This window comes from Terriglobia bacterium (genome assembly GCA_020072565.1).
Taxonomy (GTDB): domain Bacteria; phylum Acidobacteriota; class UBA6911; order UBA6911; family UBA6911; genus JAFNAG01.
Genome location: JAIQGI010000001.1, coordinates 57487 through 77641 on the forward strand (window position 1 = coordinate 57487; position 20155 = coordinate 77641).

Sequence of the window (20155 nt, forward strand, 5' to 3'; positions counted from 1 at the left end):
GCGGGCGTTTCTCCCCTACATCAGGCAGGTGAACGCTGGGACTATGCCTGCCGGAGCTGATCCAAAGATCGGTCCAACAGAAGCACTGCGTCGTCCACGTCCCTCCTGGTGCAGGTGAGAGCCGGGGAGATGCGGATCACGTTACCGTAGAGCCCCCCTTTGCCGAGGATCAAGCCGTTGTTCTTTGCCAGGTCCATCAACCGGCGCATTTCCTCAACTGCCGGCTGCTTGGTCTTGCGATCCCGTACCAGCTCCACGCCCTGCATGAGGCCCATGCCCCGGACCTCCCCGATGATGAGGTGCTTGTCCTGCAGTTCCTCGAGGCGCTCTCTTAAATACTGGCCCGTCACCCGCGCGTTCTCCAGCAGGCCCTCCGACTCGATGAAATCGATTGTGGCCTTTGCCGCGCGGGCGGCTACCGGGTTGCCGCCGAACGTGGATATGGTCAAACCCTTGAATGAATCAGCGATTTCAGGAGCGGCAATAGTGGCCCCGGCTGGGGACCCGTTGGCCAGCCCTTTCGCCATGGTGATGATGTCGGGCTGAACGCTCCAGTGCTCGATGCCGAACCATTTCCCTCCAGTCCGGCCCAATCCTGTTTGAACTTCGTCGCTGATGAATACCCCGCCATATTTGCGGACGATCTCCGCTACGATCGAAAAATACTCCCTGGGCGGAGTGATGAAACCACCCACGCCCTGTATCGGTTCAGCAATAAAGGCCGCCAGCTGCCCGCTGGTAGCCGTACGAATCATCTCCTCCATATCCCGGGCACAAACCAGCTCGCAGTCGGGATATGTCTTTTCAAATGGGCAGCGATAGCAGTAGGCGCTGTGGGCATGCACAATCCCGGGAAGTCCCGGGCCGCCTGTGCGCCACGCGTATTGGCCCGTGATGCTCATGGCCAGAGCCGATCGGCCGCTGTAGGCGTGACGCAGGGCTACGACTTCGTGGCGCCCCGTGTACGCACGCGCGATCTGGATGGCTGTCTCATTGGCTTCTGTGCCGCTGTTGGTAAAAAAGCTCTTCTGCAGGCGACCCGGTGTGATGGCGGCAAGTTTCTCAGCCAGCTCTACCTGGGGCGCGGTCAGGTACAGGGTCGACGCGTGCTGGAGCGTGCGCGCCTGCTCCACCAGGGCGTCCGTGATCGTGTCATTGCAGTGTCCCGCGATGACGGTGAGTATCCCGCCGAAAAAGTCCAGGTACTCCCGTCCCTCCGTGTCATAAAGGTGGAGGCCCTTGCCGCGTGCAAGCGCCAGCGGCTCGGAATAGTATGTGAGGATCGCGGGGAAAAGGAAACGCTCCTTCTTCTCGAGGATTTCCTGCTTCGTCAGCGTCTTGCCCACCGACAATTCCACAAATAGTATCTTTCTTTGTCGCTTCTTCCTTATGGATCCCCGTTGACCAGCGGGTCGAGACGCCTGCCTTCTGACTCAGGTGGCCTGCAGGTCAATGCCTTCTCTCAACGTCGAGGCATTATATCACCGGATTGGAATTTCGGGACAGTCCCTGACTGTGTGCCCAGGCGCCGGGGCGCACTCTCCGACGCATGAATACTACCTCGACCCTCAACAGCTTGGCGCAGAAGCCGCGGGTAGTGGCAGAGAACGCAGCGCTTTGACGGCCTCGATTCCGAACTCTCCGCTCCCCTCCGCGCCCTTTCTGCGCTGATCTCGTGCATTTTGGGGGTGGCTTGCCCCGGAATGGGCGCAGCTTGATGGCGCGGGGCAAATGTACTAGCATGCGGGGTTGCTCCCAAGAGAGGATCCTTTTAGTCACCGGAGGCCGTCATGCTGAAGACCGGATCGAAACCGAAAATTCGGGCGCCCAGGGGGGCCGGCCTGAGCTGCAAAAGCTGGCATCAGGAAGCCGCCATGCGCATGCTGATGAACAACCTTGACGAAGAGGTCGGGGAACGTCCCGAAGAGTTGATCATCTATGGCGGCAGCGGCAAGGCGGCGCGCAACTGGGAGTGCTACCACGCCATCATCGCCTCCCTGCAGAATCTGGAAAACGACGAAACGCTGCTTGTGCAGTCGGGCAAACCCGTCGGCGTCTTCCGCACCCATGAGTATGCACCCCGCGTCCTGATCGCCAACGCCAACCTGGTGGGGAATTGGGATAACTGGACGGAGTTCCGCCGGCTCGAGGCCATCGGCCTGATGATGTACGGCCAGATGACTGCAGGGAGTTGGATCTACATCGGCAGCCAGGGAATCGTCCAGGGCACTTACGAGACTTTCGCTTCCATGGCACGGAGCCACTTCGGCGGCAGCCTGCGTGGCAAGATCCTCGTCTCCGGAGGGCTCGGCGGCATGGGCGGAGCCCAGCCGCTGGCAGCCACGATGCTTGGAGCCGCTTTCCTGGGCATAGACGTGGACCCGGAGAGGATCCACAAGCGGCTTCGCACTGAGTATTGCCAGCGCATTTCCTACGATCTGGACGAAGCACTCCGCCTCGTCGAGAGTGCGGCACGCAGGGGGGAGGCAATTTCGATAGGATTGGTCGGCAACTGCGCCGAAGTGCTCCCGGAACTGGTGCGCCGCGGTTTCACGCCCGATGCGCTCACCGACCAGACCAGCGCGCACGATCCGCTGAACGGCTACGTTCCCGCCGGGGTCAAACTGGAAGAGGCCGCGCGCCTGCGCCGAGAGGATCCCGACGAATACGTGCGCCGGAGCATGGACTCGATCGCCGTGCACGTGCGCGCCATGCTCGAAATGCAGCGGCGCGGCGCCGTCACCTTCGATTACGGCAATAACATCCGCGGCCATGCGCTCAAGGCCGGGGTCACCAACGCGCTCGATTTTCCCGGATTCGTCCCGGCCTATATCCGCCCGCTCTTCTGCGAAGGGCGCGGCCCCTTCCGCTGGGCAGCGCTCTCGGGCGACCCGGCGGATATTGCGGCCACCGACGGCCTGGTGCTGGAAATGTTCCCAGAGAATGAGTCTCTCTGCAACTGGATCCGGCTTGCCCGGGAGAGGATCCGCTTTCAGGGATTGCCCGCCCGAATTTGCTGGCTTGGATACGGCGAGCGGGCCGCATTCGGTCTGCGCATCAATGACCTGGTCGCGCGCGGGAAAATCCTGGCGCCTATCGTCATCGGGAGAGACCACCTCGATTGCGGCTCGGTCGCGTCGCCCTACCGCGAGACCGAGTCGATGAAGGACACCTCGGACGCCGTGGCCGACTGGCCCATCCTGAACGCGCTGCTCAACACCGCCAGCGGCGCCTCCTGGGTATCGTTCCACGACGGCGGCGGCGTGGGCGTCGGTTACTCGATGCACGCCGGCCAGGTGACGGTTGCGGACGGCACCGCCGGGATGGCCCGCCGAATCGAACGCGTGCTTACCAATGATCCGGGGATCGGCGTCGCCCGCCACGTCGACGCCGGTTATGACGATGCCAGGCAGTTCGCCCGCCACAAAAACATCAAAATTCCAATGATGTGAACCATTCTCAGGCCGCGAACACGATTCTCCCGGTGTCCCGTGTCATTCGTGGTTACGGAACGGATCATTGAACGGTGGTGCCAGTGGGTTTGTCCATCCCCACCTGCTTGTCGCGCTGCGCCTGCAGCGCCTGGATCAGGCCCTCGACGATCTGATTCGGGATCACGAGCACGGCCCGAACCGGGGCGGGCAAAGATCCGGTCTTCTGCATGCGCAGCCCTTCTTCCTCGTTCAAGGGGCCGATCACATCACAGAAGGTGAGGGTGCAGTCGATCGGCGAAATGCTCACCTGCACGTAGTTGGCATAGACCCTCGGAGAGCTCTTCGAATAATCGGCAATGATCTGCAAAGGTCTTTGTTCCGTAGTCATGGATTGCTCCCATCTGGAAATGTGCAGAACGACGAATAAAATCACATGCGCAATTCGCGCTCGACATCCGTTTGATCCGCCGTTGCGGATCTATCCGTCATGCGTCCGTCGTCAGTCGTCCATTGAACTAGCCCGGAGGCCAGCGCATGAGTCTGCCGCCCATCACGTGCAGATGCAGGTGAAAGATCGTCTGGCCGGCGCCGGCATTGGTGTTGATGACGGTACGGAAGCCGCTGCCGATGATGCCTTTGTCTTTCGCCACGCGCGCGGCCACGAGAAGAAGATGACCCAGGAGCCCCTCGTCATCCGCTGCACTGTCCGTTAATGACGGTATGTGTTTGCGTGGAATGACCAGCACATGGACGGGGGACTTGGGATTGACATCTTCAATGGCGATGCAACGGTCGTCCTCATGGAGCACAGCCGCCGGCCTTTCACGCGCGACGATCTGGCAAAAGATGCAGCCGGACAATTTCATGATGAACTTCCCGCGGACATGAATCAGCAGCCTCCTGACCGCTGCCGGAATCATTTCAGGCGCTCGATGACCGCTCCAAGCCCGGCGAGCTTGACCTCGATGTGATCATAACCCCGGTCGAGATGATAAACGCGGTCGACGACGGTTTCGCCCGTGGCAACCAGTCCCGCAAGGACCAGCGAGGCGCTCGCCCGCAGGTCCGACGCAAGCACTTTGGCGCCCGTCAGAGGTTTGCAGCCCTTCACGAGAGCACGCCGCCCTTCGATCGTTATGTCTGCGCCCATGCGGACCAGTTCCTGCGCGTGCATGAAGCGGTTTTCGAAAATCGTCTCGGTTATGACAGCGGCGCCGTTCCCTTGCGTCATCAGGGCCATATACTGGGCCTGCATGTCGGTGGCGAAACCCGGATACGGAAGCGTGGTCACGTCCTGAGACTGAATAGGATCCCGGCCGCGCACGCGGACGGTGCCCGGGCCTGGGACCTCAATCTCGGCGCCGGTGCGTTCGAGCTGGGAAAGCAGTGCACCCATGTGATCCGGCCGGCATCCGGAGATCTCGACGTCGCCGCGTGTGATGGCAGCCGCGGCAGCGAATGTGCCCGCCTCAATGCGGTCGGGTATGATGCGGTGGCGGCAGCCGCGCAGCCCGTCGACGCCCTGGATCCGGATGGTACGCGTGCCGTCCCCATCGATGCGCGCCCCCATCTTCCGGAGCAGATCGGCAAGGTCGACAACCTCAGGCTCACAGGCGGCATTGTCGAGTATGGTCTCGCCCCGCGCCAGGCAAGCGGCCATCATCAGGTTCTCGGTGCCTGTGACCGTGACGGTGTCCATCATGATTTGGGCGCCCGTCAGGTGGCTGCAGCTGGCTTCCACATAGCCGTGGACGATGTCGCAGTGCGCCCCCATTTTCTCCAAGCCCATAAGATGGAGATTCACCGGCCGCGCGCCGATGGCACAGCCTCCGGGGAGTGAGACGCGTGCGAACCCGAACCGCCCCACCAGTGGGCCAAGAACGAGGATGGAGGCACGCATGGTCTTCACCAGCTCATAGGGCGCGTCGCGGGAGGTGAGCTGGTGATCGGCCTTCAGCCTCGCCAGGCCGGACGGGGTGATTTCCGCCGCAACGCCCATCTCGGCCAGAAGCCGCCGCGCTGTGAAGATATCCTGCACGCGCGGTATATTCTCGAGTTCAATGGTTTCCGGCGTGAGCAGTGAAGCGGCCATGGCAGGCAGGGCTGCGTTCTTGGCACCGCTGATCTCCACACGGCCGGCCAGCCGCGTTCCTCCCGTGATGCGAATCTTGTCCATCTTAACCCCCGTCAGTCAAAGACGAAACATGCCACCGACTGCACGCACTGGGCGCATTCTAATCGGTCCGATCCGTGACGCCTTGTGGTGGCCGTCACTGGATCCTCCGCTGCGCGACGAGGCAACGGGGGATGCTCTGCAGATCCTTGATAGTCAAGGTCACGGTCAAATCCGCCCGCTTGATGAGTTCCGCAGCCTCGCTCGCCTGCCCGGCGCCGACTTCCAGCAACAGGCAGCCTCCCGCTGCGAGACGCGCAGCTGCCTGCGGTATCAGGCGGCGCGAAGCCTCGAGCCCCGATTCCCCCCCGAACAGAGCCTGGTGAGGTTCGTGCTCGCGGACCACGCGGGGCAGTTCGGGCACATCCGCCCCGGAAATGTAGGGCGGGTTGCTGAGAATAAGGTCGAACAACGGCCGCGCCGGAAAGCAATCCAGGAGATCGCAGCAGACAAACCCGATGCGCGCCGCGGCGCCGAGCCGGTCCGCATTTTCCCGCGCCAGCACCAGCGCTTCTCTCGAAATGTCGGTCGCCCAGCCGCGCGCGCCGGGAAGCTCGCGCGCCACGGAGATCGCGATGCATCCCGAGCCGGTCCCGACATCCACAAACCGCACGCCTCCTCCGCGCCTGCGCACCCATTCCACCGCATGCTCCACCAGGATCTCAGTCTCCGGCCTGGGAATCAGCACCGCGGGCGTCACTCGAAAAGGAAGCCCATAGAATTCCCGTTCGCCTGTCAGATAGTGCAGGGGTTCCCCCGCCGCGCAATGCCTCGCCAGCGTCCGGAATTTCTCCCAGGCACCGGCAGCCAGCGGATCGTAGATGTGGCCGATAAGGCGTGCCCGTTCCCAACTCAGAATGTGCGCCAGAAGCACCTCAGCAGTCAGCCGGGGAGAGTCGACTTTCGCCCGCCGAAATTCCTCGGTCGCCCAACTGAGCGCGGCCCCGACGGTGGCGACCTCTTGCACCATGTGCTCCGAATTCATACTTCGACCCAAGTCCGGCGAGAGGATGCGCACTCCCCGATTCCGGCCTGAAATGCCCGGCCTGCGCTGTTTTGATGGAAATCAGGAAACGGGCATCCTGCCACCGCACTTCTCGTTAGTCTGCCTGGGATACGGGCATCACAACAGATTGCTTCAGTTTCTCAGCCTGGAAATGGGTGATCAGGGCTTCGATGACCGAACCTATGTTGCCGTCGAGGACACCGGCAAGGTTATGCACCGTCAATCCGATCCGGTGATCGGTCACGCGGTTCTGAGGGAAGTTATAGGTCCGGATCTTCTCGCTACGATCGCCGCTGCCCACCTGGCTGCGCCGGTTCTCGGCGATGGACTTCAGCTGCTCCTGCAGGGCGAGGTCGTACAACCGCGAGCGCAACACACGCAGCGCCTTGGCTCGGTTCTTGATCTGGGACTTTTCGTCCTGGCACGAAACCACCAGCCCCGTCGGGAGGTGGGTGATGCGCACTGCAGAGTAGGTCGTGTTGACGGATTGGCCCCCCGGCCCGGAAGAGCAGAAGGTATCGGTGCGGATGTCCTTGGGATCGATCTTGATCTCGACGTCATCGGCCTCGGGCAGGACTGCAACCGTCACGGCGGAAGTGTGGATCCGGCCGCTGGCTTCGGTGGCCGGAACCCGCTGGACCCGATGCACGCCGCTCTCGTACTTGAGCTTGCTGTAGACGCGCTCCCCTTCCACGATCGCGATGATCTCCTTGTACCCGCCCACCTCCGAAAGATGCTCCTCGGTAACCTCCACGCGCCATCCGCACTGCTCCGCGTAGCGTACGTACATGCGGAAGAGCTCGGCGGCAAACAACGTCGCTTCGTCGCCTCCGGTGCCGGCGCGGATCTCAAGCAGCACATTCTTTTCATCGTTGGGATCTTTGGGCATCAACAGCAGCTGAAGGTCCTTCTGGCAGGCGCCGGTCCGGGCTTCAAGCGCCGCCAGCTCCTCTTCCGCCAGCTTCCGCATTTCGGGGTCGGCTTCCGCTTCGAGCAGCATCTTGGTCTCTTCCATGCCGTGCAGAAGATCCTTATACTCCTTGAATTTTTCGACGATTCCGCTCAGGTCCCGGTGCGCCTTGGCATACTTCTGGTAGGCAGCCGGATTGGCATGAACCGCCGGGTCAGCCAACTGCCGGTTGAGCTCTTCGAATTTCTGCTCGAGTTCATTCAGCTTGTCGATCATGGGATTGCCCGTCGAAATTATAGGATATTTCCCTGGGCGCGGCCAGGAATGAGGGAGGCACAAAAGGTCCGCTAAGCGGCAGCCTGAGCCTCGCGCGCTTTGATGCTGTCGAGTGCAAGCGCTTCCTGGAGCGCGCGGATCGCGACTTCCAGCTGCTCGTCGCCGGGCTCTTTGGTCGTAATGCGCTGGAGCGTCAGACCAGGAAGAACCACCAGCCGGAAGAAGCCCTGCCGGCTGCGGGGAGCCGAGAAACGGATCAGCTCGTAGGACAGGCCCGAGATAAGCGGGATCAGTACCACACGCGAAAGGAAAATGGCCCAGAAGGCCTGGAACTTAAAAATGGAGAAGACCACGATGCTGACCACCATCACGAACAGCAGGAAGCTGGTGCCGCAGCGGGGGTGCAACGTGGACTTCTTACGGGCGTTTTCGACCGTCAGTTCTTCACGGGCTTCCCAGGTATAGACCACCTTGTGCTCGGCGCCGTGATATTGAAAAACGCGCTTGATGTCTTTCATCCTGCTTATCAGCAGGATGTAGGAAAGAAAGAACACGACCCGGATCACGCCGTCGACGAGGTTGAAGACAACCCAGTTGTGAACGGCCGCAAAATACCCCTTCAGCCACGTCGTGATGTAGAGCGGCACCAGGATGAAAATTCCGATAGCAACGATCGCGGCCGCACCCATTGACAACGCGATCGGCAGCCAGCTGCTGTCCCGGGATGTCTGGCCTGATGGGGTGGTCGCCGCAGCATCGGGTTTCGCTTCAGCATGCGCAACCGCCGCATTAAAGGAGAAGTTGAGCGTGCGGATTCCCAGCACCAGGGATTGCAGCAGGACAGCGAAACCGCGGACGACAGGCCACGTGAGGGGCTTCCAGACGTCGGCCAGACGGCGCACGGGCTCCTTCTTGACAGTCATCGAACCATCCGCGCGCCGGACCGCCACCGCATAGGCGTACGGCGTGCGCATCATGACGCCTTCGATCACTGCCTGCCCGCCGACAAGAATGTCTTCGGGTGACCCCTTTTTGTCGCTACCCGGCATGGATATATCCTCTATCCGTGGGCAGCCGCTATTTCAGACTGTACTTTTTCTGGAAACGTTCGATGCGGCCGGCAGTATCGATCAGCTTCTGCTTCCCGGTGAAGAAAGGATGGCAGGCCGAGCAGATCTCCAGGCGGATCTCCTTCTTCGTGGATCGAGTCTCAAACTGGTTCCCGCAGGCGCAACTTACCTGCACCTTATGGTATTGGGGATGTATATCCTTTTTCATGTACGCCTCACAAAAACCTTTATTATACCAGATGCTGCAAGAAACCGGCCACGGATTCCAGGAAACGCCTGGTTCGTGGAATCCACAGCTGAGGTTTCTTTCCGACTATCTAAATGTCACCGGCTCAGCCGGGCCATAGTAGATCCCGTTGAACAGGAACTTGAACGTGCCGTGCGGCTGGCCGCGGAAGAGAATCTCGGGCCCAAACAGAAACAGCTTGCCTTTCCCGACCGGCACCGCCACAACCGCTACTGTTTGTTCCAGATATCCCTGGCCCAGGGCCCAGCCGCTGCGCAGTGGCGTCTTGCTGTCAAACCAGGCCACCGGCCGCAGGTCCGCAAGAGAAGCAGCGGGTTCGAGGTGGAACACGGGGCTGTTGTCGAAGAAGAAGTCCACCAATTCCTCCATGCCGTAGGCCAGTGGATCGCTTGAATTCACGCGGCCCTGGAGCACGGAGCCGGGGACATAAAACTTGTCGCGCGCCAGATGCCTTTCTGTGCCGTCGGCCTGCTTCTCGGCCAGCCCGTCCGCGATCGGGAGGCCAAGGTGGTAGGCGAGGTTCGTCGAACTGCCGATCGTGAGAATGGTGCCGCCCTCTTCCAGGAACCTGCGCAGCTGCGGAACGGTCGTCGCCACGCTTATTGTGCCTACCCGATCCTTATATTCAGGGGGGATGGTCGCCTGGGCCCCCCCGCCAAAACCGCCACCACCACGGCCGCCGCGACCGCCGCCTTCCGCAGGGAGCGCCGGCATGGCGCCGCTGACAAAGATCAGCACGTCAAAATTAGAAGCGAGGTTGCCCGCGTCCAGCCTGGGTGGAAAAACCAGCTCGAACGGAGCCTCGAATTGCTCGAGCAACCATCGGGTCCAACCCGAATTCATATTGCCGCCATACTGGTCCCAGAGGCCGATGCGCACCGGCCGGAGCTTCAGAGCGTCGCCGGTCGGTCTCGTGGTGACCGCATCGAAGTTCAGGCCGAAGTCCCTGGCCAGCGTCCCCAAGACCGCTGCAGTGGTCGGCTTGGCGGGAATAAACAGCGTACCCGCCGGATAGTTCTTTCCATTGGCGCTGATCGGCTTTTTGAGCCAATACACTTCTTCATTGGCCTTCAACAACCGGTTGGTCGCGATAAATGCGTCGTTGATCTGATGGCTCAACAGGAAGCCAGCCGTCCCCTGGACAGACAAGACCTTGCCGGCAGGCGGCTTCGCAAAGCCGGTGATTTTTTCGAATGGTCCGTCAAAGCCATCGAGGATGCGGTCGAATTTGACGCCCATCTGGTAGGCCAGGGTCCAACCGGCGATGTCGTACGGAGGCCGCGGAGGACCACCCGGATACTGGAGGTCGTTCGGGTGATCCTGGGGTTCGAACATGTCCATGATGTGCGGCCGGAATGCCTGGGCGGCTTTGACGACGTAGGAACCGGCGGGATAGCTCTTGCCGCCGACCTGGAACGGAGCGGTAGCTCGATGAATGGTGATTCCGTTCTTGATCAGAGCGTTGACGAACTTGGTTGCGGTGAGAAAGTCGGGCTGGTCCGAGGGGATGATAAAGCCGCGAGGATCACGCCGCGAGGGATCCCGCATCATATCGTAATACTTCAACGCGACGCCGCCACCCCTGCCGCCGCTCCCACCCGGAGCCCCGCCGCGCCCGCCGGCCTGACCCGGGGCTCCGGCGCCAGCTGCTGTACTTGCAGCCGCACGGTCTCTCGCCTGAGCCTCTTCAATTGCCGTGATTTCTTTCGGATGCACGGTCCAGTTGTCACGGTTTCCTTTGTCGATGGAGTTTTTCCCCATGCGGTAAATGTTCATGAGGAACTCCTCCCGATACTTGGATGCCACGTCCAGAACCGCGCGGTCAGCCGTGATCGAATAGTCGATGGACTGCCGGAAATGCCACTCCTGCTGGGGCTGGATCGGGTAGGGAAGGTCCGCCCTCGGGAGCTGCTGCTGAGGGACAAACGAGATGCTCTGGGGAGTCGGATTGCCGATCGCTTCGGTCAGGAGTCCGATCATGTTGTGAAAGTAGACATCCGTCCGCAATCCTCCGTTCCACCAGGTAGAATAGCTCGAGCCGGTGCGCATCGTGGCCCCCGGTTTACCCTCGGCGATAAAACGGTCGTGCATGGCCGCCGCGACCAGGTCGATGCCGATGGGCACGAGCGGATCGAAATTATAATTGAACGGATCGCGGAAAGGCGGCGCAAACAGCACGGTCCCGGCTGGTCCGGTCTGGTGGTGGTTATAGACGATCAGGGGGAACCACTCGTGATAGAAAACGTTGTTGATGGCCGTGGTTTCCGGCATGTTCGACATGTAGAAGTCCCGATTGTCGTCATGGCCGACGTACTTGTGATATAGGACCGGCAGCCCGCTCATCGTGCGCTTGGCCGGATCCGGAGTCTGCATGTACCAGTTGGATACCAGATCCATCCCGTCGGGATTGACGATCGCGGCCAGGAGAATATCGTCGTTGAGCAGCCTAAGCGTCTCGGCATCATTCATGCTCACCATCTGCCAGACCAGTTCGATGAGCTGCTGCGCGCCCAGGCATTCGGTGGCGTGCAGACCTCCGTCGATCCATACGACGGCCTTGCCTTCACGCGCCAGGGCTCTAGCCTGCTCGTCGGTCAATCCTTCCGCCAGCGCCAGGCGGCCTGCGATCTCCTTCAGGTGCGGGAGTTTCTTCTGATTCTCAGGCGAAGTGATGACGGCCATAAACATCGTGCGATTGTCGGCAGTCTTGCCGATCTCGACGAGCTTGATGCGATCCGACTGCTGGGCCAGCTTTTTCCAGTAGTCGACCATTTGCGCGTAGTTCGCAAGCTGGTAGTCGTCACCGATGTTGAACCCGAAGTGCTCTTTGGGAGTCGTGATCTTGCTCTGGGCTGCGGCCGACAGCACGGTCAGCGTCACGGCCAGCAGACATACGAGGAAATGAGTTTTGAGCTTCACGGTGATTATCCTCACTGTTTACAGTTCGGTGGTTGATACGGGCCCACAGGTGCGCCTATTCTTTCATTACCGTCGATTCCGGGGCAAGCTCAAAAACTGCGGGGCGTCCGCGCGTATGGCGACTCGCCGCCGCCGTGGAGCGGAGCGACCCGCAGCGGGGAAAAATCAGGTGCGGGCAGACCTGCGCACCCCAGGGAGCCGTAACTTACATAAAAGCTTGTACTTGACAATACCGGGGGGCTGGGGTATAAAAGCGTTTTTATACTTCTTGTGATCGAAGGAATGATGACCCTTGGATTTGCTGCAGGCTTGGAACTTAAACCTTTCGGGTAATCCTCTTTTATTCCCGCCAGATCACAAAGCCATTATAGTATTTGCAAAGATCCTGAGCCGGTGCGATCCAAGCCGGTTTGGGTCAAATTCAGGAGGAGAGAATGCCATTTGACATCAACGACGCGCAGACGGACGCAGGAGGTTCTGCGGAGGAAAGCGCCCCATCCCGGCCCCAGTCTCAGAAGGGTGCCGATCAGAGTGAAGACAGCAGCTTTGAAGCACTTCTCGCGGCACACGAGGGAAGAACCCAGAGCTTTTCTGAAGGAGAAGTAATCCGAGGCAAGGTCATCGCCATCTCCGGCGGCGGCGTCATTGTGGACGTGGGATTCAAGTCCGAAGGCATCATACCAATTGCCCAATTTACGGACGAACAGGGCCGGGTCAGTATCAAAGTCGGCGACGCTGTGGACGTGTTTCTGGAGCAGACGGAGGATTCCGAGGGCTACGTCGTGCTTTCGCGTGAGAAAGCGGAGCGCATGAAGATCTGGGATGAGATCGAACGCGCCTATCGCGAGGGGTCCACGGTCAAGGGCAGGGTCATTGAGCGCATCAAGGGTGGCCTGGCAGTCGACATCGGCGTGCGCGCGTTTCTTCCCGGCTCGCAGATCGATCTGAGACCCGTCCGGAACCTCGACAGCCTGCGCGGTGAAGAGTTCGAGATGCGCGTCATCAAGGTCAACAAGAAGCGCGGCAACATCGTCCTCTCCCGCAAGGCCGTTCTGGAAGAATCCATGAAAGAGGAAAAGGCGAAAACCCTCGAAGTGCTCGAGGACGGCAAAGTCATGGAAGGCGTGGTCAAGAACATCACCGACTATGGCGCCTTCATTGACCTTGGCGGCGTCGATGGGCTCCTCCACATCACCGACATGTCCTGGGGACGCGTCAATCATCCTTCCGAGCTGTTTTCCGTCGGCGACAAGCTGAAAGTAAAGGTCATCAAGTTCAACCGCGAAGATGGCCGCGTCTCGTTGGGCTACAAACAGCTGACTGAGGATCCCTGGCTGCATGCGGACATGCGTTACCCCAAGAATATCCGCATCCAGGGAAAGGTCGTGAGCCTGACCGATTACGGAGCATTCGTCGAGCTCGAACCCGGCATTGAGGGCCTGATCCACATCTCGGAGATGACCTGGAACAAGCGTGTGAAGCACCCTTCCAAGATCGTGACCGTCGGCGACATGGTTGAGGTCGTGGTCCTGGACATCGACATCGAGGCGCGGAGGATCTCCCTCGGCCTGAAGCAGACGGAGCCGAATCCCTGGGATGTCATTGAAACGCGTTATGCGCCCGGCACGGTCATCACCGGGAAAGTGCGCAACGTCACGGATTTTGGGGCCTTTGTGGAAGTCGAGGAAGGCATCGACGGACTGGTCCACGTCTCCGATATGTCCTGGACCAAGCGCATCAAGCATCCCTCGGAAATGCTTAAAAAAGGTGACGAGGTCCAGGCCGTCATTCTCAGCATCGACGCCGCGAACCAGAAGCTCAGCCTCGGCATCAAGCAGCTGGAGCCCGATCGTTGGGAAGATTGGTTTAGCCGCCACCAGCTCGGTCAGATCGTGCGGGGCAAGATTGCCCGCATGACCAATTTCGGCGCTTTCGTCGAGCTCGAGGAGGGAATCGAAGGACTATGCCATGTGTCCGAGTTGGACGATAAGCATGTCGAGAAGCCCACGGAATTCCTCAACGTCGGCCAGGAAGTCGAAATGAGAATCATCAAGCTCAACCTGGCCGAAAAGAAGATCGGGCTGAGTTTGAAGGCGATGAAGGAGGAAGAGCCGCGGCTCGAGTTCACTTCCTACATGGCGTCAGCCGACTCCGGCAACGCGTCGATGGGGGAGCGTCTCGGCGATCAATTGCAGCGCTTGAAGAAACCCAGCACCGACTGATCTGCAGTCGGCAGGATCTGAATCCATGCCTGAACGGCGATCCAATCTCTTGCTGTGGCTGGTAGTGGGGGGTGGGGCTGTGCTCTTTTTTGCCATCTCCCTCCTGGCGCTGGCTCTGTATTTTTCCGGCGGCGCGGGCTCTTCCTTTTCCTTTTCGAGCAACGCGGTTGCGGTGCTCGACCTGGAAGGAATCATCTTCGATTCCAAGGAATTCACAGATCAACTCAAAGACATCGGCAGCTCGCCGGGAGTACGGGCTGTGGTGCTGCGAGTCAACAGCCCCGGCGGCGGCGTTGCGGCCTCCCAGGAAATGTTCGAGGCGGTGCGGAAGTTTCGCGCCGAAACTCGCAAGAAGGTGGTCGTCAGCATGGCGTCTGTGGCCGCTTCCGGCGGCTATTACGTCGCCTGCGCAGCCGACAGGATTTACGCCAATCCCGGCAGCATCACCGGCAGCATCGGCGTTATTGTCGAGTGGTATAACTACTCGGAGTTGCTGAAGTGGGCGAAGCTGCAGGACATCGTTTTCAAGAGCGGCGAGTTCAAGGATACCGGATCTCCCTCCCGCCCGCTCACGGATGCCGAGAAGGCCTATTTCCAAAGCCTCATTCAAAACATGTACGGCCAGTTCATCAAGGATGTGGCCGCCAGCCGCAGGATGAACCAGGCCGACGTGGAAAAGCTGGCCGATGGTCGCGTCTATACCGGCCTGGAGGCCAAGAACAATGGCTTGGTGGATGAGCTGGGCGCGCTGCAGGACGCCGTCGCTGCAGCCGCCAAGATGGCCGGCATCGTCGGCGAACCGAGAATTGTCACTCCACCGAAGAAGAAGATTTCAATCTTGGATATACTGCTGGGAGACGCCCGATCTGTCCTCACCTTGAATCCGGATCGTTCGGAGTCTCACATACGATTTCAATACCTTTGGAAATAATCTTGGAGACAAATCGTAATGACTAAAGCAGAATTGGTTGAAGAAGTCGCCGGCCAGTCAGAACTGACCAAGAAGGATGCAGAAGTCATCGTCCAGACCGTCCTGGACAGCATCACCGATTCCCTGCAGCGGGGTGAGAAGATCGAACTCCGCGGCTTCGGTTCCTTCCGCATCCGCCACCGGGCTTCACGCCAGGGTCGAAATCCCAAAACGGGCAGCGGCGTGACTGTCCCGGCCAAAAAGGTCCCATACTTCAAGCCCGGCAAGGAAATCAAGGATCTGATCAACGTCTAATGGACCGATTGTGGACGCCCTGGCGTTATGACTATATAACCAGGATCGATCACACTGACGCCGGTTGCGTTTTCTGCCGCATAGTCGCCGCGCGCGAAAAGGACCGGGAGAACTTCCTCCTCTTCCGCGGCAGAACGCTGTTCGTCATCCTGAACCTCTTTCCCTACACGTCCGGGCACATGCTGATCGTCGCCAACCGGCACATCTCCCTCCTCGGCGATGCTGCCAAAGAGGAGCTTCACGATTTTCTCATCGTGGCCCAACGGTGTGAGGCTGCGTTGCAGAACGAATACCATCCTGATGGATTCAATCTCGGTTTCAACCTGGGCAGAATGGCCGGCGCGGGGGTCGATCACCACCTGCACATGCATGTCCTGCCGCGTTGGACCGGCGACACCAGCTTTGTTTCGATCGTGTCGGAGACGCGAGTTTTGCCCGAGCAACTCCCCAAGACTTACCAGCGCCTGCTCCCCCATTTTCACGATCTCGAATAGCGGGGAGCGGCGGAGCGGCGGCGGGCTCCAGCCTGGAACGCCGAGGAATATGACTTAGGGTTCGTCCCTGGGTATGAAGCCACGCGCCCAGAGCGCTGCACGAGCTCGCGCCCGAGACTGCGGACTGATATAAAAGAAAGCACCCACTCTTCGAGAGCTGAAGAAAATCCCGCCGGTATATTGTTCCGGGACGACAGCATAATCCACCGCACCCGCATTCAGTGCGTCCTCAACAGCGCGCGCCTCCTTCAATCGCTTTGCCATGTAAATAAGTACAAGTTCCTGATCTCCGAAAAATTCCGGGTCGCGCAACATATCCACCCAATGATACCCCATGAAACCGAGTGGCGGGCGGCAATCGCGGGGGAATCTGACCGCAACCTCGCGAGGCGGGCCTTGAGTCGCAGAGATTGAAAAAATGCGGCAAATCAGGCCCTGCTGCCGGTGGGCTGAGCCTCGGGACAGCTTACAGTGGAACGGCTGCGCAGCTCCAACCCGCAGCACGGGACAAGAAGCAGGACGCCAGGAATATCAAGCGGGACATCAGAGATCTGAAGCGGGACCGCAAAGATCTGCGAGCGGACAAGCGGGACATTCGCAATGACACGAAGGACCTCCGCGCCGATCGCAAGGATCTCAGGCAGGATATGAAAAACAAGGAGAATCCCGCTGACATCAAGGCGGATCGTCGCGATATCAGGAGCGACAAGAGAGACATCAGGAACGATGTCCGTGACAAGCGTCAGGATGTGCGTGACATCCGCCGCGACAGGCTGGATTTGAAGAAAGACCTCAAGGACCGCAAGCAGGACCGTTGATCCGCGGACCCATCCGATCCCGCCTCCTCGTATGCGGCTGCGGTGCACATGAGTGCCACACGCCATCCGGAACTCGTGAGTTGCACCGGAGCCGCGCCCCCCGCTGCAAGAGCCGATGCGACCGAATTCAGGAGCAACTCCGAGGAAACATCTCCCCAAAAACGGGCCCTTCCAATTTGCAAAACAGGCACGGTTTCCGCACCCGCATCGGGATTACCTCCGAAGGCCAGAGTGTCTCAAAACCCGCGCCAGTCGCTGGTTTCAGCGTCATCGTGCCGGAAATTTATTTTTGTTTTTTTTGGTTGCAAGCATCTAACCTGTGTGTTACTTTCACGCCCGTTGTTGGGTCGAAACGCTTCGCGCCACCCCAAGAGGGTTGGCAAATTGAAATCCCCTGAATTTGAAGTCTCGGGGGCAGTAGGAGAACAAGAAGTACCTGCTGCACGAGGGGGTGGTGCGCTTTTCCACAGTTGTGGAAACACCTGTGGAAATTTTGACACATCCAGCGGAGATCACCTAATTCATCATAATCATCTATTCGTTTCTCCTAAGAGTGTCGTATGGAAGTTTGGACCCAGGTGTTGTCCAGTGTCTGCAAGCGGGTCAACTCACAGTGTTTTGAAACCTGGTTTCGCCCGATCGTCTTCGATTACTGCGACGGCCACGCACTTCACCTTACCGTCCCCAACGAAAGCTTCAAGAAGTGGCTGCTGGAGAACTACTCGGACGTGCTGCGTGAAGCGGTAAAGGAAGCTGCCCGCAGTCCGCTCCAGCTGAAGGTTTCCGTGGGAACCCCGCCGGCGAGTGAAACTCCGGTTGCAGCGAGCCAGGCGGCAGACGGCCCCGCCGGATCCTTCCCTCTCAACCCCAAATACACCTTTGATTCGTTTGTAGTGGGCTCCAGCAATCAATTCGCGCGCGCTGCGGCCCTGGCTGTGGCAGAACAGCCTTCGAAGGCGTATAACCCGTTATACATTTACGGTGGTGTGGGGTTGGGCAAAACCCACCTCATGCATGCCATCGGGCACTTCATCCAGAGCAAGGCTCCCAGGCTGCACCTCAGTTACATGTCCTCGGAGCGGTTCATGAACGAGCTCGTCAACTCAATTCGATTTGACCGCACCAGCCAGTTCCGGGAGAAGTATCGCAACATCGATATCCTGCTTATGGATGACATCCAATTCATGGCGGGCAAGGAACGCACGCAGGAAGAGTTCTTTCACACGTTCAACGCGCTCTACGACGCACAGAAGCAGATCGTGATCAGCAGTGACTGTCCGCCGCGAGAAATCCCCACGATCGAAGAGCGGTTGCACTCCCGCTTCGAGTGGGGCCTGATAGCGGACATTCAGCCGCCCGATCTCGAGACCAAGATCGCGATCCTCAGAAAGAAGGCGGAGTCGGACCTCGTGGCGCTGCCAGACTCGGTCGCGGTCTATGTGGCCAGCAGCATCCGCTCCAACATCCGGGAACTCGAGGGGGCTCTGATCCGTCTCACCGCCCGCGCTTCTCTCGACGGCATGGACGCCTCGGAGATCGACATCAGCTACGCCAGGGAGGTCCTCAAGGACCTCGTAAAGGACGACCGGCGTTCGATCACCTCGGAGATGGTCATCCGCGCCGTCGCCGGCTATTTCGGCCTGAAACCCACGCAACTCAAATCAAAAAACAACGCCCGTCGCATTTCGCAGCCGCGGCAGATCGCCATGTACATCTGCAAGGAAGTCACGGGGCTGTCCCTGCCCCAGATCGGCAAGGATTTCGGCGGCAAGCATCACACCACGGTACTGCATTCGATTCGCAAGATCGAGGAGCAAAAAAAGAAAGACTCCGAAATCGCCGCCGCCCTCACCAAGATCCTGCCCTCGTTCCGCTGATTCAAAACCTCATCGTTTGGCACAGGAAGATCAACAGGCTAATTGGTTTGACACGTAAGATTAGCGTTCTTATTCACACGGGTACCGCCGCAAATCCTGTGGATTGCCGCATGGTTCGATGTTTTCCACAAATCAGGACCCATTTCCTCAGCGTGCCTTTTTTTAATCCAATCTTCAGCTCGTTCGGAAATTTCGTCTTAGCCCTCTTTTCAACAGATTCACCGGCCCTACTATTTCTTCTAGTAAAGATGTAATCTATTAATCTTCAGAAAAGGAAAAAATCGGCGCTTGGACTCAACTTCAAGGTCGCGCTGCCGGCTGGTTTTGTTTATAATCGCTTCCTTTGCAGTTTCTTCTCCAAGGAGCAGGGTTTCATGGAATTCACGGTTGAAAGAAATTTGCTGTTGAATGAGTTGAACCTCGTTCAGGGAGTGATCGAGAAAAAAAGCACGATTCCGATTCTCTCGAATATTTTGCTGGAAGCATCGGGAAACGGGCTCGGAATTGCCGCGACGGATCTGGATGTCAGCATCTGCTGCGGCTGTGCGGCGGAAGTGCATGCGCCCGGCACCCTGACGGTCTCGGCGCGGCGGCTTTTCGACATTGTGCGTCTGCTCCCTGAAGAATCCGAGATCCACTGCACTCTGCTCGAAAACGACTGGGTGAAATTGAAGGCGGGGAGGTCGGAGTACAAAGTGGTGGGCCTGCCTCGTGAAAACTTTCCATCCATACCGCAGACGCCGGCGGCAGGGATCCCTCTCCCGGGAAACGACCTGAGGGCCATGATCCTGCGCACCATGTTTGCGATCACCCAGGAAGAGTCCCGCTATTCGCTGAACGGCGCGCTTCTTGTTCTCGGCCCGCACGAGATGCGCATGGTAGCCACGGACGGCCACCGACTGGCATTGGTAACCAAGACGGTGGAGATCGAGACCGGCGAAGCTGAAATTCGTGCTCTGATCCCACGCAAGACCCTGGTGGAAATCCTCAGGCTCATCGGGGACGCGGAGTTGCCGGTCGAGTTCGGGAGGGATGAGAATCACATCTTTTTCTCCGTCGGGGGCAAAAAGCTGATCTCCAGGGTTCTCGCCGGCCAGTTTCCAAACTACGAAATGGTGGTTCCGCGCGACAACGACAAGCGTATTGTCGCGCCCAGCCGCACGCTCGCGGAAGGGATCCGCAGAGCGGCGGTGATGTCCGACGAAAAGCTGCGCGCCGTGCGGCTCGCCTTCAGCCGGGGTGTGGCCGAGATCACCGCCAGCAGCGCCGATGCCGGAGAGGCTCACGAACAGGTCGAGGTCGAGTACGAAGGCGCCGAAATCAGCATCGGATTCAATCCCCAGTACCTGCTGGACTTCCTGGGCGCCTGCGAATCGGATACCATAAACATCCTGGTCAAGGATTCCGAGACGCAGGGAATGCTCGCACCGGTGGGCCCGACGGAATTGGATTACCGTTATGTCGTCATGCCCATGAAGTTTTAA

The 20155-nt window shown here is 59.4% G+C and carries 17 protein-coding genes; 8 read left to right on the top strand and 9 right to left on the bottom strand.

Annotated features, from left to right (window positions below; genetic code table 11):
* Positions 1-41: 41 nt before the first annotated feature.
* The gene (locus LAP85_00260) at positions 42-1334 is read right to left on the bottom strand and encodes an aspartate aminotransferase family protein (protein MBZ5494806.1); all 1293 of its coding nucleotides are present in this window, start codon (positions 1332-1334) and stop codon (positions 42-44) included.
* Between the two features lie 456 nt (positions 1335-1790).
* On the opposite strand from LAP85_00260, the gene hutU reads away from it, so the two are divergent.
* Positions 1791-3452 (top strand): urocanate hydratase, encoded by a 1662-nt coding sequence (gene hutU, locus LAP85_00265; GenBank protein MBZ5494807.1) that lies wholly within the window; start codon positions 1791-1793, stop codon positions 3450-3452.
* 64 nt (positions 3453-3516) lie between these two features.
* Here the strand turns inward: hutU and LAP85_00270 are convergent, their stop codons facing one another.
* The 8 genes from LAP85_00270 to LAP85_00305 all read right to left on the bottom strand — a co-directional run bounded on the left by LAP85_00270 (position 3517) and on the right by LAP85_00305 (position 12035).
* Positions 3517-3822, bottom strand: coding sequence for a hypothetical protein (locus tag LAP85_00270; GenBank protein MBZ5494808.1), 306 nt, complete (start codon positions 3820-3822; stop codon positions 3517-3519).
* Between the two features lie 127 nt (positions 3823-3949).
* Positions 3950-4294, bottom strand: coding sequence for a histidine triad nucleotide-binding protein (locus LAP85_00275; protein MBZ5494809.1), 345 nt, complete (start codon positions 4292-4294; stop codon positions 3950-3952).
* A gap of 56 nt (positions 4295-4350) precedes the next feature.
* Positions 4351-5610, bottom strand: coding sequence for a UDP-N-acetylglucosamine 1-carboxyvinyltransferase (murA, locus tag LAP85_00280; protein ID MBZ5494810.1), 1260 nt, complete (start codon positions 5608-5610; stop codon positions 4351-4353).
* A 94-nt stretch (positions 5611-5704) separates the two neighbouring features.
* On the bottom strand, positions 5705-6577 hold the full coding sequence (prmC, locus tag LAP85_00285; protein ID MBZ5494811.1) for a peptide chain release factor N(5)-glutamine methyltransferase: 873 nt from the start codon (positions 6575-6577) through the stop codon (positions 5705-5707).
* A 130-nt stretch (positions 6578-6707) separates the two neighbouring features.
* Positions 6708-7799, bottom strand: coding sequence for a peptide chain release factor 1 (gene prfA / locus LAP85_00290; protein ID MBZ5494812.1), 1092 nt, complete (start codon positions 7797-7799; stop codon positions 6708-6710).
* Positions 7800-7870: 71 nt separating this feature from the next.
* A complete protein-coding gene (locus LAP85_00295; protein MBZ5494813.1) occupies positions 7871-8848 on the bottom strand; it encodes a DUF1385 domain-containing protein in 978 nt (325 codons plus the stop codon).
* Between the two features lie 28 nt (positions 8849-8876).
* Positions 8877-9077: a 50S ribosomal protein L31 gene (rpmE, locus tag LAP85_00300; GenBank protein ID MBZ5494814.1), complete on the bottom strand. Its 201-nt coding sequence runs from the start codon at positions 9075-9077 to the stop codon at positions 8877-8879.
* 105 nt (positions 9078-9182) lie between these two features.
* A complete protein-coding gene (locus LAP85_00305; protein MBZ5494815.1) occupies positions 9183-12035 on the bottom strand; it encodes a peptidase in 2853 nt (950 codons plus the stop codon).
* A 434-nt stretch (positions 12036-12469) separates the two neighbouring features.
* On the opposite strand from LAP85_00305, the gene LAP85_00310 reads away from it, so the two are divergent.
* From LAP85_00310 to dnaN, 7 genes are all read left to right on the top strand, one after another.
* Entirely contained in the window at positions 12470-14257 is a 1788-nt protein-coding gene (locus tag LAP85_00310) for a 30S ribosomal protein S1 (GenBank protein ID MBZ5494816.1), read from the top strand.
* A 25-nt stretch (positions 14258-14282) separates the two neighbouring features.
* Complete coding sequence (sppA, locus tag LAP85_00315) at positions 14283-15188, top strand: signal peptide peptidase SppA (protein ID MBZ5494817.1); 906 nt, start codon at positions 14283-14285, stop codon at positions 15186-15188.
* Positions 15189-15206: 18 nt separating this feature from the next.
* The gene (locus tag LAP85_00320) at positions 15207-15482 is read left to right on the top strand and encodes an integration host factor subunit beta (protein MBZ5494818.1); all 276 of its coding nucleotides are present in this window, start codon (positions 15207-15209) and stop codon (positions 15480-15482) included.
* Positions 15482-15976, top strand: coding sequence for an HIT domain-containing protein (locus LAP85_00325; protein ID MBZ5494819.1), 495 nt, complete (start codon positions 15482-15484; stop codon positions 15974-15976). The genes LAP85_00320 and LAP85_00325 overlap by 1 nt, the downstream gene beginning before the upstream one ends.
* Positions 15977-16386: 410 nt before the next feature.
* Entirely contained in the window at positions 16387-16794 is a 408-nt protein-coding gene (locus LAP85_00330; GenBank protein ID MBZ5494820.1) for a hypothetical protein, read from the top strand.
* 560 nt (positions 16795-17354) lie between these two features.
* Entirely contained in the window at positions 17355-18671 is a 1317-nt protein-coding gene (gene dnaA, locus LAP85_00335; GenBank protein MBZ5494821.1) for a chromosomal replication initiator protein DnaA, read from the top strand.
* Positions 18672-19045: 374 nt separating this feature from the next.
* Positions 19046-20155 carry a DNA polymerase III subunit beta gene (gene dnaN / locus LAP85_00340; GenBank protein ID MBZ5494822.1) on the top strand — a complete coding sequence of 370 codons (1110 nt, stop codon included), beginning with the start codon at positions 19046-19048 and terminating at the stop codon, positions 20153-20155.

Coding starts and splice junctions, on each gene's coding strand:
- hutU (MBZ5494807.1), top strand. CDS start 1,791: ATGCTGAAGACCGGATCGAAACCGAAAATTCGGGCGCCCAGGGGGGCC.
- LAP85_00295 (MBZ5494813.1), bottom strand. CDS start 8,848: ATGCCGGGTAGCGACAAAAAGGGGTCACCCGAAGACATTCTTGTCGGC.
- prmC (MBZ5494811.1), bottom strand. CDS start 6,577: ATGGTGCAAGAGGTCGCCACCGTCGGGGCCGCGCTCAGTTGGGCGACC.
- LAP85_00325 (MBZ5494819.1), top strand. CDS start 15,482: ATGGACCGATTGTGGACGCCCTGGCGTTATGACTATATAACCAGGATC.
- sppA (MBZ5494817.1), top strand. CDS start 14,283: ATGCCTGAACGGCGATCCAATCTCTTGCTGTGGCTGGTAGTGGGGGGT.
- LAP85_00270 (MBZ5494808.1), bottom strand. CDS start 3,822: ATGACTACGGAACAAAGACCTTTGCAGATCATTGCCGATTATTCGAAG.
- dnaA (MBZ5494821.1), top strand. CDS start 17,355: ATGGAAGTTTGGACCCAGGTGTTGTCCAGTGTCTGCAAGCGGGTCAAC.
- rpmE (MBZ5494814.1), bottom strand. CDS start 9,077: ATGAAAAAGGATATACATCCCCAATACCATAAGGTGCAGGTAAGTTGC.
- prfA (MBZ5494812.1), bottom strand. CDS start 7,799: ATGATCGACAAGCTGAATGAACTCGAGCAGAAATTCGAAGAGCTCAAC.
- LAP85_00310 (MBZ5494816.1), top strand. CDS start 12,470: ATGCCATTTGACATCAACGACGCGCAGACGGACGCAGGAGGTTCTGCG.
- murA (MBZ5494810.1), bottom strand. CDS start 5,610: ATGGACAAGATTCGCATCACGGGAGGAACGCGGCTGGCCGGCCGTGTG.
- dnaN (MBZ5494822.1), top strand. CDS start 19,046: ATGGAATTCACGGTTGAAAGAAATTTGCTGTTGAATGAGTTGAACCTC.
- LAP85_00320 (MBZ5494818.1), top strand. CDS start 15,207: ATGACTAAAGCAGAATTGGTTGAAGAAGTCGCCGGCCAGTCAGAACTG.